Below are 15,692 nucleotides of genomic sequence, written 5' to 3' on the forward strand. Positions count from 1 at the left end.
GAATTAAAGTGCTGTATGACATACGGAAGCGCCTTTATAGAGGACGTCATCATTAGCGGGTCCAATTTTACCATCCAACATATAAACACCATAGTGGCTGCCGCTGCCTGCCTGGTCTGAAGACCAGGAATCTGCGATATTATTGTTTACTGAATTGTATTTACCAGGATTCCCCCATTCGCTCCACAATCCACCTAAGGTTCCGCGGGTGCCGGAGCCTTGTGATGCGCTACCATTTAACTGCTGCACCGTAGACAGGTTATAGTTCCCAGATTCGCTGTTGCAGGCTGCGCTTGCATCTGCCCAACGCAGCTGGTTGTGATTAAAAATAAACCAGCTTTTGAGGGTAAACGAATACTCAATAATATTACCTATATTCGTCTTGGGCTTACCCGTAATGGTCACTTTGTCTCCTTTACTTTGAGCACTAAGATTGTGAAGTTCTACCACACCATCTGTAACAGCGACCCAAGAAGTATCCGTGCTCCAGACATAGTCCGAGGCATTGGCATTGTTTTTGGGCTTAATAGTAAAGGTCGCCCCCATAAAACCGACTGTCGGGAAGTCCCCCTCTACTTTATTTACGCTGTATGAATAAGGATTTATTTGGGTTTCAATGGTACCAGGGGCTTCTATCTGCTGATAGATTGCATAGACCTGTGATTCATCTGCATTACTCCAGCCAGCAAGTTTCACTGTTGCCTTCAGATTGTCACCGGCCATACCGGCGGTGTAGGTCGCACTGTAAGTACCGTCGTTATTATCCTTCCAGGTACTGCCAGCCCTGAGAGAAGCGTTGGTTACTTTCACCGTGTCCGCCGTCAGTAACGCTGTGGCTCCGGTTACTGTACTACCGGCCGCATCTTTCAGCGTGACCGTCACCGTCATATCCGTGCCGGACGCATAGCTGGTTTTATCGGTGCTGATGGCTGATTGTGACTGTACTGGTGTACCCGCAGTAATGGCGTAAGCTTCCGACTCAGCACTGCCAGTCCAGTCAGCAAGTTTCACTGTTGCCTTCAGATTGTCACCAGCTATACCAGCGGTATAGGTCGCACTGTAAGTACCGTCACTATTATCCTTCCAGGTACTGTCCGCTTTGAGAGTGGCGTTGGCTACTTTCACTGTGTCCGCCGTCAGTAACGCAGTGGCTCCGGTTACTGCATCACCAGCCGCATCCTTCAGCGTGACCGTCACTTTCATATCCGTGCCTGACGCGTAACTGGTTTTGTCGGTGCTGATGGCAGACTGTTCCTGTACCGGTGCGTCACTGTTGATAGTCACCCCCGCTGAAGTGAGTGTGGTGCCACTAACTGTCGGCGTAAGGGTTACATTCTCAACATCCGTGCCCGCCGTCACGGTGACAATATAGACCCCCGCGGAATTTCGGGTCAGTGCCGATACAGTGGCGCTTTTGAGGGCGCTGTTTTTCAGGCTGATGTCCTTCACATCAATATCCACCGCCTGATTATTCGCATCCAGGAGCGTCAGGGTCAGTATCTGTGTGCTCTTTCCGTCCGCCGGCAGCACACTGCTTACCGGCGTGAAGGTGGAGGTCTGTTTGTTCACTTCTGACGCCTGCACCGTCACCTGGGTATCGCTCCGGTCAGAACGGTTGCCCTTTGTGTCTACCGCTATACCACTAACGGTATAGGTGTTCACTGCCTGAGCAGCCGACAGGTACGGCGGCAGCACCACCACATAATCGCTTCCGTTCTGTACTATTTTTCCGCCGGCTGCGTTGAGGGCCGGAGCATCCCAGTCAATACGGGACAATCCATATGTACTGGTTACCGACACTTGAAGTGACTTCTGCTCGCCCGCTTTACCCGTAATCAAGTCTGCCGTATGCAGCCGGAGTACCTCTTTCTTACGATATTCCAGTACAATATTATTATTGCGTTCAACCAGGTCATATCGGCTGCCGATGAGACTGCGCATCGCCGCCACCGCGTCCGGGTTCAACTGACTGCGCCATGGCACGCCAAGCTGGTAGTTCATATCCAGTGTAAGCCGCGTGTCATTTTTTCCTGACTCTCCCTGACGCTGTTCCGCCCCCAGGGTAATCAGTGGTACCGGGGTATAGTTAACCCCGGCAGTGATGGCATGAGGGTTCTTCTGGCGGTTGTCCACCCCGAAGAGAGCCACTTCATTTCCATAGTACTGCTCGTACGTCAGTTTACCGCCTAACTGAGGCAGTGAAGGCAACCAGGCCTGAGCACGTATGTCCCAGCCGTTAGCCGGGCGTTCCTGATAATTATCCAGGTCCGGAGAATCCTTCCAGCCCGTCAGGTGTGTATAGCCATTAAATCCCAGCTTGAGGAAGTCACGCCAGTACTCCAGACCAGCCCCGGCCCGCGCATGGTCCCGTGACAGATCGTAGTCAACAAAGCTATTGGCACCGAACATCCAGGAATCGTAAAAGTGGCGGATGCCAGCCCCGAGATTGGCCTGAGTTCTGCTGTCAGTCCGGTGCAGGCTGCCCTGAGTGAAGACAATGCGATCCTGCTGTTCATACAAAGGAAGAAGCAGATCAAACTGAGAGTTCTTAAGAGAGAAGTGTTTATCCGCATCCAACTGGACGCGGGCGGTACCAAAACGGCTCAGCCATTGCTGAAGAGCCCCTCCCGCCTCTCCCGTAGCCATACCGCGGGCCATGGACGCAGCGGCATCCCCACTTGCACCGGAGCTCAAAAAGTTCCCTGCCTGCGAAGCATACCCGGCAACTTTCTGCATCTGTTCATCATTATTATGTTCTGCCGCATCAGTATCGGAAGCGTCATTCTCCCAGCGCACTTCCGGCAGAGGTATCGCCGGGACGTCAAGCTCATCGCCCTGCTGCAGGTGGTCAAAACCATGTGAGAATGTGCGGAACTGGTTGAAATTACGCAGTTGCGCAACGGTCAGGTTATATTTTTTCGCGACAGAGGCAACGCTCTCACCGGCGCCCAGTGTGTAGACTTGCTTGCGCTGCGCAGACAACGGCGCCGGCTGCTGCAGGAAATGCTGTTCGCCGGCTCCGGCCATCACCGGGGCGAAAGCCACCGCCAGGGGAAAGGCTGCCTGCATGGTGATGTTGAACCAGATCTGGCGACGAATCCCTGGTGTCACAATTGTTTTTGACATGTTCACATTGATTGACTCACACTGAATTGATGGGGTTGATGTAAAAAGTTGACGTTAATTAGCACCTGATACAACGTCATAATAAAAATTTAGAGCTATCAAATTGGGTATAACCACCAACAAGATAAGCTCCATCGTCCAGGGAAGTTATAGTGCTGTTTTTAACTATTGTTTTGATATCATCGGTGCTCCCTGTAAAGGGACGCATTCACTAATATCCCATGAGACTGAGAGCTATTTCCGCTAGCTGCACCATATAAAATAAGGCACATGCAATAGCATGAAACATACTGGAAATAAATTTAACCATTACTTAACCAAGTTATGGCTGCAGGATAAGTCCATATAATTTTTAAGGGAATGTTAACATACAATTTGTATGATGAAATTAAGGTGATTCCGAATAATAACTACAGAGCGCCCAACCCGCTAAAGTATAATTACGGTAAAGAGGGCACCAAACATCATACTCAGTGGAACATGACAGAAAGTGACCCCTTGCCCGACAAGAAACAGAGGATAATACCTGCCAATACTCTCATCGACGCCCTCTCCAGGCCGATTGTTCAATCACAAACTGATATCGGGCGAGGAACCCACGCTCCCCGCCATCAGATTCACTCTTTACTGGCTTTTTTACGCAATTCGGTCACCGGTACGCCACCAATCCCCCAGTTATCGGTTTCGACTTCGTCAATAACCACAATCGTTGTCTTGGGATTTTTGTTAAGCACATCCACCAGTAGCTGAGTAACACCTTCCATCAGCTGTTTCTTTTGTTTATCGGTAGCACCTTCTTTGGTGATCTTAATATTTACGTAGGGCATAAAAACTCCTGCAAATCAGATAATTATGGGAAATGCGCACAGACAGAACAGCACGCACATTAAACAGCAGAACAAAGTCATAATGTTTTTGAAAACGAGTTCTGCCGGAGGGACTATTAAGAAAACTAGCTGAAATATAACGATTGTCATTATTTCCAAGAACAACCAGAATATTTAGCTTTGTTGTATTGTAAATAACTAATCGCTGCTGCGATAAATAACGAGACTGCGCCCAACAATATGGAATAGGTCATTCCATTTTTATTACTCTGAAAGACACTGACAACTAATGGGCCGAGGATTTGCCCTATCCCATAGGTCAGCGTAACGAGACCGAGGAGATTAATCTTTTTGGGCGCGCTTATTTTTCTAGCCAGCGGCATGACTAACGAGCTTGTACCCATAAATGTGCCACCAAATCCAATGCAGCTAATGGTTAATAGCAGTGGCGAGTTAATAAATATGGCCATGACTACGCAACTCGCTTGCACAATTAAGTTAGCGCTCAGGCAGAATAATATATTCCATTTGCGGGCGGCCCATAGCCAACCATAGCAGCCGGGAATAATGGCAAGACCGACAATAGACCAGATATGGTCGGCTAAAAAAGTGTTGCCACCCCCCCGGGCCATTAACGGCAAATACGTGGCGACAATGATATAGCCGAACCCCGCCAGTCCATACAGTAAGGCTAAATTCCACCACTGGATATCCGACTCCACGCCTACGGCAGCTTTTACTGGGGAGATCATATGATTATCTTTCGGCAATAGCATCGTCAGTATGACGAAAAGTATCGCTGAAATTATGGCTGCACCAATCCACAACACATGTGAATTTAAAGCGTAGAATACGCCGGCAATGACATATTCATTGCCGATAAAAATGCCCACTCCTACGCCCGAAAACAAAGAGGCGATAACAAAAGGATGATGGGTATGCTGAAGGACCAGCATTGAACCAAATATCATCATTCCCGCGCTTGCCACACCCGCGAGAAACCTGATTAACAAAATAATTTCTGGCTGGGTCACTTTTGCCATCAAAAAAATCAGCATGACGGTAAGTAGTGCTGAGACCAGTAACAACACTCTTAACTTATTGACAGCGCTAAAAATACCAAAAGAAAAAAGGAGGCTGCCGACAAGATAACCAGCATAGTTGGCGCTGGCAATTAGAGATAATTGTGAAAAGGTAAACAGTCCTTCATGAAGCATAACCGGGAGCATAGGTGTGTATAAAAAGCGCCCAATGCCCATTCCTAAGGTCAAGACGATCATACCAAATACAGCCGTACTCAACTGACGGAGGCCAGCAGCACTGTGATCGAGATCCATATTTTGGCCTCAAAAGACGAATTAAGTTTGATTGTTATCTTACACAAGGAAATGATGATAAAAAGTTAATAAAAATAACGAAAACATTCACTTTGAGTGATGCTTCTATGAACAGTACCTCTCTGAACTTGTTTAAAACGGTTGCGGAAACGGGCTCCATATCCGCTGCTGCACGCAGTCTGCATTGCGTTTCTTCGAATGTCACAACCCGCCTTAAACAGCTGGAAGCCAGCCTTGATGTCTCTCTGTTTGTGCGCGAGAAAAATCGACTCTACATTACTCCTGAGGGCGAGCTGCTACTGCGCTACGCCAAAAAAATTCTGGCGTTGTTAGAGGAAGCGGAATTGTCCATGCTGGGAACAAAAGTGGCGGGGCCATTGCGTATTGGTGCAATGGAAACGACCGCAGCGGTACGTCTCCCTTCGATACTGGCGAATTTCCACCGCGAAATGCCTTCTATTGAGTTAAACCTGAAAACCTCTCCTACTGAGGCGCTGGTGCAACACATTCTGAACAATGAACTGGAAATCGCATTCGTTGCCGATCATCAGGGACTGCATATGGAAAATTCCCCCCTGCAATCACACGTGTTATGTCAGGAAACACTGGTACTGGTAACAGCGGCAGAGCACCAGAATGTCATTACAGGCGCGGACCTACGGGTGACAAGGCCGCTGGTCTTTGTTAAAGGGTGCAACTATCGCTCCCGCCTGGGGGAATGGCTGCGCCTACAGGGGGTCGATTACGCCGATCCTCTGGAATTTGGCTCTTTTCAGGCGATCCTTGGTTGCGTGAGTGCCGGAATGGGGATTGCGCTGTTGCCGGAGAGTGTTGTCAGACAGTATGAAAATAACTTCCCTATCCGAAGTCATACGATTACGCCACAGATAGGTAAAGTGAACACCATGATGATATGGCTAAAAAGCCGCGAAGTCAGCCGGGTACTTAATCGCTTTGTCTCGTTTATTACACGGGCTTAAGCGATTGCGCCTGGTAACGCCAGGCAGACGGCAACCCAGCGTATTCATGGACGCTAAATATTTTATCCATAACAGGGACAGGCAACGTCACACCGTTGATTAAAGTTATGTAAATGCAAATTGTTTACACTTTGCAATGATTGTAATTGCTAGTGATTATCATTTATTGTACGCAGGCAAAAAATGAGCCCCTGCTCGGGTCACTGTACGTTCCAATTACGCTGGGATATAAACGATGAATGCTCTGCCTCGCACTGGACTGCGCCGTATCACACTTGCTTCTGCTCTGGTCCTCTCTGTCAGCCTGCCGGCTTTCGCCCAGGATACGTTAACGCTGTATACCACTCGTGAGCCGGGTCTGATTCAGCCCCTGCTTGATAGCTGGACTAAAGCCAGCGGTATAAAAGTCAGCACGGTCTATATCAAGGACGGCATGCTTGAGCGTGTTAAAGCGGAAGGTAAAAACTCCCCTGCCGACCTGCTGATGACCGTTGACGCCGGGAACCTTATCGACTTAGTCGAAGCGGGTGTGACACAACCCGTAGAGTCAGAAGCACTGAAAGCGGCTATTCCGGCCAATCTCCGCGGTGCAGATAACCAGTGGTTTGCGCTGTCAATGCGTGCGCGTGTGTTGTACGCCGAGAAGTCAATGCCAATCGATAACTGGCATTACGAGCAACTCGCCAACCCTGAGTACAAAGGTAAAGTCTGCATCCGTGCCGGACAACACCCGTATAACACGGCATTGATTGCTGCCATGATCGCGCATCACGGCGAAGCAAAAACGGAAGAATGGCTGCGTGGCGTGAAAGCGAATCTGGCACGTAAAGCGACTGGCGGCGACCGTGACGTTGCCCGCGATATCCTCGGGGGTATTTGCGATATTGGCCTGGCGAACTCCTATTACGTCGGCCATATGAAAAACGCCAAAGAAGGCAGCGATGCACGCCAATGGGGCGATGCAATTAAAGTCGTCAAGCCAACCTTTGAAAATGGCGGCACGCACGTCAATATCAGCGGCGCTGCAGTAGCACGCTATGCCCCCAATAAAGCTGATGCCGTTAAGCTGATGGAATATTTGGTTTCCGCACCTGCCCAGCAGCAGTACGCGAAAGCGAACTTCGAATACCCGGTATTGAAAGGTGTCACTCTCGACCCAGTGATCAACGCCACAATTGGTGAGATCGACGTCGATAAAATTCCGTTAACCGAAATCGTGAAATACCGTAAACAAGCAAGTCTGCTGGTAGATAAAGTTGGATTCGATCAATAAACTTCTGCAGTTTCCGACGTTACGCGGCCTGGTTTCCGGGCCGCAGTCATTATTAACGCCGTTGCACCTTGGGGCACTTTGCATTGCGCTTGGCGTCCTGACTCCCATCATTGCACTTATCTGGCAAGCTACCCAGTCGGATTTATCGCACTGGGACAATCTCATTACGTTTGTGCTACCTGCAGCATTAAAAAATACCGTGCTGCTGTTAGCCGGTGTTGCCGTGTTGGTGGGCGTGATTGGCGTAGGCAGCGCCTGGGCCGTCACAGCATGGGACTTTCCTGGACGTAAGATCCTCAGTTGGGCGTTGCTGCTGCCGCTGGCGATGCCAACCTACATCGTCGCCTTTGCCTGGCTCGATCTGCTGCATCCGATCGGCCCTCTGCAAACCTTTATCCGCTTCCTGCTGGGCTTTGACAGTCCACGACAATTCCGGCTACCGGATTTGCGTTCGCTTTCCGGCGCGATTATTTTGCTCGGTTTAGTGCTCTATCCTTACGTCTATCTGACGACCCGTGCTACCTTTATCAGTCAACCGGCCCATTTACTGGAGGCTGCCCGTACACTGGGATGCAGTGCTGCCGGGACGTTCTTCCGTGTCGCCCTGCCGATGGCGCGCCCGGCACTGGCTGTCGGCATCAGCCTGGCACTTCTGGAAACGCTTAACGATATTGGTGCATCGGAGTTCCTCGGCGTACAAACGTTAACCGTTACCGTCTACACCACATGGATCTCTCGTTCTGATTTATCCGCCGCCGCACAAATCGCCTGCATGATGCTGATGTTTATCTTCTTCATTCTGACGCTGGAATTTTACGGGCGCAGAAGGCAAGGATTCAGCAGTCGCAGCCTGCGGGAAATCCAACCCACTCGTGTGCACGGCTGGCGTGGCTGGCTACTCGGCGCAGTCATTTCGCTACCCGTTATATTGGGCTTTGTGGCCCCGGTTCTCTTTTTGATGTGGGAAAGTGCCAAACGCTTAGGGGACACGAGCCCACTGTCCGCCTCGTTGCTTTCAGCATTACAAAATACGCTCTTGCTGGCAGCGGGCACCACGCTGGTGGTGATTTGCGTCAGCTTGCTGGTGGCCTGGAGCGCACGCCATAGCGCTGCAGACAACGCGATGCCAGGCTTTCGTCGTGGCGTGATGCGTCTGGCCTCCCTCGGCTATGCCGTTCCCGGAACGATTCTGGCGATTGGTTTTTTGCCTCCAGCTATGGCTGTCGATCGTTGGCTGGCCGACTTACTGGATATTCGCGGGTTACCGCTGATGTCTGCCGGTATTTTGTTGGTCATTTGCTGCGCGATGCGCTTCCAGGCAATTGCCATCGGCGCGCTGGACTCCGGTCTGGGCCGCATCCCGCCGTCACTCGAACAGGCGTCACGCCTGCTCGGCGAAAACGGTGCCGGAACATTTGCCCGCGTTCATTTTCCGTTACTGCGTCCGGCATTAGTGAGCAGCGCATTGCTGGTTTTTGCCGATGCGATGAAAGAACTGCCAACAACGCTGCTGTTGCGCCCGGTAAATTTCGAAACGCTGGCCACCCTGCTGTATGCAGAAGCCGCCCGTGGAACCTATGAAGAAGGCGCAATCGCCGCGCTCCTGATTGTTTTAGCAGGTACACTGCCCGTTATATTGTTGGTGCGTCACCAGATGACTCGCCGTGGTTAAGAGAGCAACAATGTCAGAAATCGCATTACGACTCCAGGACGTGCACGTTGCCTACGGCAACAGCCAGCAACCGGTTCTGACCGGATTCTCAATGTCGGTACGCAAAGGGGAGATTGCCTGCCTGCTTGGCGCTTCAGGCTGTGGGAAAACAACGGTATTGCGTGCAGTTGCCGGTTTTGAACGACTGCAGTGTGGAGAGATCTATGTCTCAGAGCGGCGTATCGCTGGCCCCGGCGTTCATTTGCCGCCGGAAAAACGTCATGTCGGCATGGTCTTTCAGGAATACGCCTTATTTCCCCATCTGACAGCACAGCAAAACGTTGCCTTCGGTTTACGGCGTATGCCACGTGAAGCACAGCAGGCCAGAGTGACGGAGCTGTTGAAAATGGTGGAATTGCACAGTCATGCTAACCATTACCCTCATGAGCTTTCTGGCGGGCAGCAGCAGCGCATCGCATTAGCCCGCGCGCTGGCACCACACCCAGAAATTTTACTGCTGGATGAGCCCTTCTCCAGCCTGGATAAGCGCACACGCGAGCGCCTTGGTAATGAGGTTCGGGATATTTTACGGGCTGCCGGCCAGACCGCACTGTTGGTTACCCACAGCGAGCACGAAGCTCAGTTGATGGCGGACCATATCGGTTTTGTGAAAATGGGTCAGTATCAGGTTAAAAAGGCGGCCCACCATAGCCAGGGCTAAGAAAGAGCCGCGTAGTGACATCGCTAATGTGTCTGCATCAGACTGATATTTACCGGCATCCCGGAACGGCGTTCCAGTGCCTGATTCCCACGATTTACATCCACGTCATTCCCGCTGATAAATGTACGCAAAACGGGGGTGACGGGCAACGGAACCTTTCTGTCAGATTCATATTCGGAGCGATTGCGGGACAGCGGTTCATGAACTTCAACCCAATGGCTACCGTCTGGCTCGGTGCTGAATTTTACCGGTCGGTCAATAATCTGAACACGCGTGCCAACCGGCACAGTATCAAACAGGTATTTGATGTCGTCATTACGCAGACGGATGCAGCCCTGGCTCACGCGTAACCCAATACCGAAGTTGGCGTTAGTACCATGAATGGCGTACAACCTGCCGATATAGATCGCGTACAGTCCCATCGGATTGTCTGGCCCGGCAGGCACAAATGCCGGTAAGCTTTCCCCACGAGCAGCATACTCCCGTCGGGTATTTGCCGTGGGCGTCCAGCTTGGTGCTTCCTGTTTACGTTCGACCGCCGTGACCCAGTTGCGCGGAGTTTCCCTCCCGGCCTGCCCAATACCAATAGGTAACACCTCTACCGTATTAGCACCCTCAGGGTAATAATACAGCCGCATTTCTGCGACGTTGATAACGATGCCTTCGCGTATGGTATCAGGCAATATCAATTGTTGTGGCACCACCAGTGTGGAGCCCGGCTTCGGCAGAAATACATCCACACCAGGATTGGCTTCGAGCATATTGCTCAATCCCTGTCCATACTGTGCGGCAAAAGCCTCCAGGGGCTGCGTGTTACCAGCGGGAATCGTTATCGTCAGAGGGCTTCCGACCAGGCGGCTGCCCTCAGGAGGCAAGGGGTAGCTCACCGCCTGCGATCCCTGACTCGCGAGCAGCATAACAAGAGCACACAGCAGTTTTACACGACGCATCTTTTTCCTTTCCTTCGTCGCAACAGATATCCGTTAAGTATAGCTTTTTTATCTGTTTTAGGGGGTTACGACGAGAATGCACATAAAAAGCCCCGCCATAAAGCGGGGTCGTGAGCGGCTACGCTTCTTTGCCATCCGGTAATACAATATTACTGGCAGCTAACTGCCCCATATTGCTATACATCGCGCAGGCTGCTTCAACAATGGGCATCGCCAGCGCGGCACCACTGCCTTCGCCTAAACGCATTCCCATGTTGAGATACGGCTCCAGTTCCAGGTGCGCCAGTGCAGTACGAGCGCCCTTCTCGGCGGAGAAATGCGACGGGATCAGATAAGGTTTAATCTCCGGCGCTATCTGACAAGCAGCCAGTGCCGCTGAATAAGACAGAAAACCATCCAGGATGACCGGCAGACCACAAGACGCCGCCCCCAACATCACCCCCGCCATACCGACAAGATCAAAACCACCCACTTTTGCCAGCACATCAATACCATCACGGCTGTCCGGCTGGTTGACGGCAATGGCCCGGCGAACAACATCGACCTTATTTCCTACCCTCGAGAGCGGAAGGTTAGCACCAATACCCACCACATCCTCTGCATCGCTACCGGTTAACACACTGACAATCGCCGCCGCAGGAGTGGTGTTTGCCATGCCAAGCTCACCGACGCCAAACAACGTTACACCATCATTCGCCAGCTCTCGGGTATACCGAATCACTTCCAGCAGTAGCTCTTCGGCCTGTGAGCGACGCATTGCCGGCCCTTGCGCAATATTGCCGCAACCGCGCGCTACGCGCATGTTCACTACGCCAGGAATGGGTTCGGCGTCAATTCCCACATCAATCACATGCACCTTTGCGCCAGCCTGAGCGGCCAGCACGCAGACGCCGGTCGTTCCGCGCGTCATATTGTCCGCCTGAATCGCCGTAACGATCTTAGGCGAAACAGCAACACCTTCATCCCACACGCCGTGGTCGGCGCACATCACCAGCATCGCTTTTCCCCCAACATGTGGCACGCCTTTCAGGCCTGGCATACCGGCCAGTTGCACAGCGAGAGATTCGAGTCGCCCAAGACTTCCCGGCGGCTTAAGCAGGCCATCAATATGTTGCTGCGCGCGCAGCATTGCAGCGCTATCGGGTGAAGGGATCGCGTGAAGTAAAGAGGATAAAGTCTGCATAAGGGTTCCAGTATGTTGACTGACTCAAAGAAGAGCCAGCAGGAAAACCAACTCGCCAAGTTCAATGGCCGCACCCAGCGTATCGCCGGTTTGCCCACCTAACGTGCGTTTTAATAACTGCCCAAGAATGAAGATCGCCACCAACGTAACGACCAGTGCTGCCACACCGCGCATGCCAGGAAGCAGGACGGCCGCAAGGATCGCCGTGAGCCCCAACGTGACACATGTCTGTCGTCCGGTAACTTTACCAATAAAGACATTTCCCAGCCCTTCTTCGCGGGCATAGCGGTGTCGATACATCAGCAAAACAGCGGTACCCCGCCCAGCGACGCAGGCTGCAGCCAGTGCTGCCAGCATCGGAGTTCCGCGCAGCGCCAGTTCGCTCACCACCAGCACTTTGGCCAGTAGCACAAAGATCAGTGCCAGCCCGCCATGGGTCCCGAGTCGACTGTCGCGCATGATTTCCAGCATCCGTTCGCGTCGACGTGCAGAAAAAATGCCGTCACAGGTATCCGCCAGTCCATCAAGGTGAAAACCGCCAGTCAGCAGCGCCAGCGCCAGCACAGCAAACAGGGCGGCCAGAGGAATACCACACCAGGATTGCAGCACCATAAAGACCAGTCCCGTCAACCCACCCAGCACAACACCTATAAGGGGGAACATAACGATGCCGCGTGAATAATGCTCGAAATCCAGCCCTTGCGACCAACGCGTTGGAACGGGCAAACGACTGATAAAAGAGAGCATTGCCCAGAACAACTTACTCATTTAATTTTGACTCCAATTCCTGATACCACCAGCCAGACCTCATCAGCTGCCGCCGCCAGGCGTTGGTTAACACGTCCGGCAATATCGCGAAAATGCCGAGCCAGACGGTTCTCCGGAACGATCCCCATCCCCACTTCGTTTGTCACCAAAACGACCGTTGCCGGACAGCGCTGACAGGCCTCAATCAGCGTACGGATCTCCTCCTCAATGGCGCGCTCCATCGCCGCGTAATCCCAGCCGTCAGGATTGCTATCGCCACCCAGAGCAAACAGCAGATTGGTCACCATCGTGGTGATGCATTCTAGCAAAATCGCCTCATGCGGATTGTTCGCCGCCGTGATCAGCTCATCAAGATGTTGCCAACGCTCAGCAGTACGCCAGTGCGCGGGACGCCCATCGCGATGGTGCTGAATTCGTGCTGCCATCTCCTCATCAAAAATCTGCGATGTGGCGATATACAGCACCTGCGGGGAATCTGCAATTAACGCTTCCGCATGTCGACTTTTGCCGCTACGGGCACCGCCAGTCACCAGAATCATCATACGGACTCCCGGTGCTGATGCATGATGGTATAAATTTTCTCAATATCGATGTGTTGCCGCATCGCATCCGCCAGCAGATCAAACTGCTGCGATTTATATTGCGCGTATTGGAAGGTGGAATCCAGCGCGGTTAGCCCTTTGCGTTCACGCAGGCCGTTGACCAACGCACGGGTGAATTCATCACTGTCAAACAGACCGTGCAGATAGGTACCCAATACCAGTCCGTCTGAGCTCACCGCACCATCAGCCATAACACCACCGTTTTTATGCAGCGTCATGACGGGCTGGCAGTCATCTGTTAATTGCGTTTCACCCATATGAATTTCATAGCCGCGTACGGATAACTTCGCCACACCCGCCAGCCAGTCAGGCAGTGTGGAAGACATCACCCCTGCCACCTGGGTCGTCGTTTTATGCTGGGCAAAATGGGTCACGATATTCAGCAGTCCGAGCCCCGGCAGCGTGCCGAGTCCTGACTCCACATCATCAATGATGGTGTCTCCGAGCATCTGATAGCCACCGCAAATTCCGATTACCGGTACACGCTGACGGTGTAATTGCAACACGCCGTGGGCTATACCGCTTTCACGTAACCAGACCAGATCGCCCAACGTATTTTTACTGCCCGGCAGAATCACCAGATCGGCTCCCGCCAGCTCCTCCGGGTGGCGCACATAGCGCACACGAACATCCGGTTGAGCAGCAAGCGCGTTGAAGTCAGTAAAGTTAGAGATATGTGGCAGTTGGACTACGGCTATCTCAATATCTCGCTTATCCGTGCGTACGTACTTCCCTTTTTGCAGTGCGACGCCATCCTCATCTTCGAGGTCCACATCCAGCCATGGCATCACGCCCAACACCGGAACGCCGGTCAGCGCCTCAATTTGTTCAATGCCGGAGTACAACAATGCCACGTCACCGCGAAACTTGTTGATGATGACCCCTTTGACTCTGGCGCGCTCATGGTCGTGCAACAGCGCCAGTGTGCCGTAAATGGAGGCAAACACCCCACCGCGATCGATATCCGCCACCAGGACGACCGGGCAGCGCGCCATCTCCGCCATCCCCATATTCACGATATCGCGATCGCGCAGGTTGATTTCTGCCGGGCTTCCCGCCCCTTCCAGCACGACAACATCGAACTCCTGTGCCAAACTGTTATAAACTGAAATAATCTGTTCACGCAGCCGCGGTTTGTACTCGTGGTAACTGACCGCATCCATATCAGTTGCCACTTTGCCCATCAACACGACCTGAGCTTTACGATCGCTGGTCGGTTTAAGTAGCACAGGGTTCATGCGCACATCCGGCGTTATCCCTGCCGCCTCAGCCTGAAATATTTGCGCGCGCCCCATCTCCTTTCCCTCCGGCGTGATGCCCGAGTTCAACGCCATGTTCTGCGATTTGAACGGCGCGGTACGCAATCCATCCTGATAAAAAATACGACACAGCCCGGCGACGAGTACGCTTTTGCCAACATCAGATGCCGTTCCCTGCAACATTATTGCCTGCGTCATGACGCCTCCTTCAGTGCGTTCTTTCGCATACAGCTAAAAAATTCAGCCTCTGTTTTACACAGCGGGAAACCCAGCTCGGTGTGCAATTTCACCAGCCATGGCTGAGTTAACCCGGCTTGTTCAATAAGATCGGTACGGGCGAACACGTCACCCGGCGTACCGTGCGTCAGCACTTCTCCGCGACGTAAAACGTACACCGCATCGCTGACTTCATAGATGAGATCAATATCATGGCTGGAAATAACCACATGATTTCCTTGCGCCACAATACGTTTGATAATTTCAATCATCTGCGTACGCCCTGATGGGTCGAGACCGGCGGTGGGTTCATCCAATAACAAATACTGCGCCTGCAGCACCAGCGCCCCCGCAATCGCCACGCGTTTTTTTTGTCCGTGGCTGAGACACTGAATGGGCTGATGGCGAAAATGTTGCGCATCGACCAACGTCAAGGCATCGTCCACCCGACGGGCAATTTCAGCTTCGTCCACGCCCAGATTACGCAGGCTAAACGCGATGTCACTGTCGATGTCGGTATAAAAGATTTGCTGATCGGGGTCCTGAAATACCGTTGCCACCTGCTGACGTAGCGCCAGCAGTCCGCGCTTGCTGTAATCCAGTGGTTTTCCTTGCCACATCACCGCCCCCTGTTGTGGGCGCAGTAAACCGCTCAGGTTCATAAACAGCGTGGACTTCCCGCAGCCATTGGCCCCCACCAGTCCGGTGACAGCATGTTGAGAAAAGTCCAGCGTTAGCCCTTTGAGAATCGGGTCATCCTGGTAGCGAAACCAAAGCGCTGAGGTGGCAAGCATACTTT

General features: G+C 52.3%; 13 protein-coding genes. 4 read left to right on the plus strand and 9 right to left on the minus strand.

Annotated features, from left to right (window positions below; all coding sequences use genetic code 11):
- Positions 1-3 precede the first annotated feature (3 nt).
- The 3 genes from OGX95_RS01385 to OGX95_RS01395 all read right to left on the minus strand — a co-directional run bounded on the left by OGX95_RS01385 (position 4) and on the right by OGX95_RS01395 (position 5,290).
- A complete protein-coding gene (locus tag OGX95_RS01385) occupies positions 4-3,126 on the minus strand; it encodes an inverse autotransporter beta domain-containing protein (RefSeq protein WP_286628050.1) in 3,123 nt (1,040 codons plus the stop codon).
- A 617-nt stretch (positions 3,127-3,743) separates the two neighbouring features.
- Positions 3,744-3,953, minus strand: a complete 210-nt coding sequence (locus OGX95_RS01390) for a 2-hydroxymuconate tautomerase family protein (protein WP_286628051.1) — start codon at positions 3,951-3,953, stop codon at positions 3,744-3,746.
- A 149-nt stretch (positions 3,954-4,102) separates the two neighbouring features.
- Positions 4,103-5,290: an MFS transporter gene (locus tag OGX95_RS01395; protein ID WP_286628052.1), complete on the minus strand. Its 1,188-nt coding sequence runs from the start codon at positions 5,288-5,290 to the stop codon at positions 4,103-4,105.
- A gap of 107 nt (positions 5,291-5,397) precedes the next feature.
- Here OGX95_RS01395 and OGX95_RS01400 point away from each other — a divergent pair, with 107 nt between their 5' ends.
- From OGX95_RS01400 to OGX95_RS01415, 4 genes are all read left to right on the plus strand, one after another.
- Positions 5,398-6,270 (plus strand): LysR family transcriptional regulator, encoded by an 873-nt coding sequence (locus tag OGX95_RS01400; RefSeq protein ID WP_286628053.1) that lies wholly within the window; start codon positions 5,398-5,400, stop codon positions 6,268-6,270.
- Between the two features lie 235 nt (positions 6,271-6,505).
- The gene (locus OGX95_RS01405) at positions 6,506-7,543 is read left to right on the plus strand and encodes an extracellular solute-binding protein (protein WP_286628054.1); all 1,038 of its coding nucleotides are present in this window, start codon (positions 6,506-6,508) and stop codon (positions 7,541-7,543) included.
- Positions 7,527-9,215, plus strand: coding sequence for an ABC transporter permease (locus OGX95_RS01410; protein ID WP_286628055.1), 1,689 nt, complete (start codon positions 7,527-7,529; stop codon positions 9,213-9,215). The genes OGX95_RS01405 and OGX95_RS01410 overlap by 17 nt, the downstream gene beginning before the upstream one ends.
- Before the next feature lie 10 nt (positions 9,216-9,225).
- Positions 9,226-9,915, plus strand: coding sequence for an ABC transporter ATP-binding protein (locus tag OGX95_RS01415; protein ID WP_286628056.1), 690 nt, complete (start codon positions 9,226-9,228; stop codon positions 9,913-9,915).
- Positions 9,916-9,938: 23 nt separating this feature from the next.
- On the opposite strand, the gene ldtA is transcribed toward OGX95_RS01415, so the two are convergent.
- From ldtA to OGX95_RS01445, 6 genes are all read right to left on the minus strand, one after another.
- Positions 9,939-10,865 carry a L,D-transpeptidase gene (ldtA, locus tag OGX95_RS01420; protein ID WP_286628057.1) on the minus strand — a complete coding sequence of 309 codons (927 nt, stop codon included), beginning with the start codon at positions 10,863-10,865 and terminating at the stop codon, positions 9,939-9,941.
- Positions 10,866-10,983: 118 nt separating this feature from the next.
- Positions 10,984-12,048 (minus strand): nicotinate-nucleotide--dimethylbenzimidazole phosphoribosyltransferase, encoded by a 1,065-nt coding sequence (gene cobT / locus OGX95_RS01425; RefSeq protein ID WP_286628058.1) that lies wholly within the window; start codon positions 12,046-12,048, stop codon positions 10,984-10,986.
- 24 nt (positions 12,049-12,072) lie between these two features.
- Positions 12,073-12,816: an adenosylcobinamide-GDP ribazoletransferase gene (cobS, locus tag OGX95_RS01430; RefSeq protein ID WP_286628059.1), complete on the minus strand. Its 744-nt coding sequence runs from the start codon at positions 12,814-12,816 to the stop codon at positions 12,073-12,075.
- Positions 12,813-13,358, minus strand: coding sequence for a bifunctional adenosylcobinamide kinase/adenosylcobinamide-phosphate guanylyltransferase (gene cobU, locus OGX95_RS01435; RefSeq protein ID WP_286628060.1), 546 nt, complete (start codon positions 13,356-13,358; stop codon positions 12,813-12,815). Before cobU ends, cobS begins: the two co-directional genes overlap by 4 nt.
- Positions 13,355-14,875: a cobyric acid synthase gene (locus OGX95_RS01440; protein WP_286628061.1), complete on the minus strand. Its 1,521-nt coding sequence runs from the start codon at positions 14,873-14,875 to the stop codon at positions 13,355-13,357. Before OGX95_RS01440 ends, cobU begins: the two co-directional genes overlap by 4 nt.
- Positions 14,872-15,687 carry an energy-coupling factor ABC transporter ATP-binding protein gene (locus OGX95_RS01445; protein WP_005123032.1) on the minus strand — a complete coding sequence of 272 codons (816 nt, stop codon included), beginning with the start codon at positions 15,685-15,687 and terminating at the stop codon, positions 14,872-14,874. The genes OGX95_RS01440 and OGX95_RS01445 overlap by 4 nt, the downstream gene beginning before the upstream one ends.
- Positions 15,688-15,692 lie beyond the last annotated feature (5 nt).

This window comes from Citrobacter sp. Cu233 (genome assembly GCF_030332225.1).
GTDB lineage: Bacteria > Pseudomonadota > Gammaproteobacteria > Enterobacterales > Enterobacteriaceae > Citrobacter.

Excerpts from the sequence above, each read along its gene's own strand:
- OGX95_RS01385 (WP_286628050.1), bottom strand. The coding sequence starts at position 3,126 with ATGTCAAAAACAATTGTGACACCAGGGATTCGTCGCCAGATCTGGTTC.
- OGX95_RS01390 (WP_286628051.1), bottom strand. The coding sequence starts at position 3,953 with ATGCCCTACGTAAATATTAAGATCACCAAAGAAGGTGCTACCGATAAA.
- OGX95_RS01395 (WP_286628052.1), bottom strand. The coding sequence starts at position 5,290 with ATGGATCTCGATCACAGTGCTGCTGGCCTCCGTCAGTTGAGTACGGCT.
- OGX95_RS01400 (WP_286628053.1), top strand. The coding sequence starts at position 5,398 with ATGAACAGTACCTCTCTGAACTTGTTTAAAACGGTTGCGGAAACGGGC.
- OGX95_RS01405 (WP_286628054.1), top strand. The coding sequence starts at position 6,506 with ATGAATGCTCTGCCTCGCACTGGACTGCGCCGTATCACACTTGCTTCT.
- OGX95_RS01415 (WP_286628056.1), top strand. The coding sequence starts at position 9,226 with ATGTCAGAAATCGCATTACGACTCCAGGACGTGCACGTTGCCTACGGC.
- ldtA (WP_286628057.1), bottom strand. The coding sequence starts at position 10,865 with ATGCGTCGTGTAAAACTGCTGTGTGCTCTTGTTATGCTGCTCGCGAGT.
- cobT (WP_286628058.1), bottom strand. The coding sequence starts at position 12,048 with ATGCAGACTTTATCCTCTTTACTTCACGCGATCCCTTCACCCGATAGC.
- cobS (WP_286628059.1), bottom strand. The coding sequence starts at position 12,816 with ATGAGTAAGTTGTTCTGGGCAATGCTCTCTTTTATCAGTCGTTTGCCC.
- cobU (WP_286628060.1), bottom strand. The coding sequence starts at position 13,358 with ATGATGATTCTGGTGACTGGCGGTGCCCGTAGCGGCAAAAGTCGACAT.
- OGX95_RS01440 (WP_286628061.1), bottom strand. The coding sequence starts at position 14,875 with ATGACGCAGGCAATAATGTTGCAGGGAACGGCATCTGATGTTGGCAAA.
- OGX95_RS01445 (WP_005123032.1), bottom strand. The coding sequence starts at position 15,687 with ATGCTTGCCACCTCAGCGCTTTGGTTTCGCTACCAGGATGACCCGATT.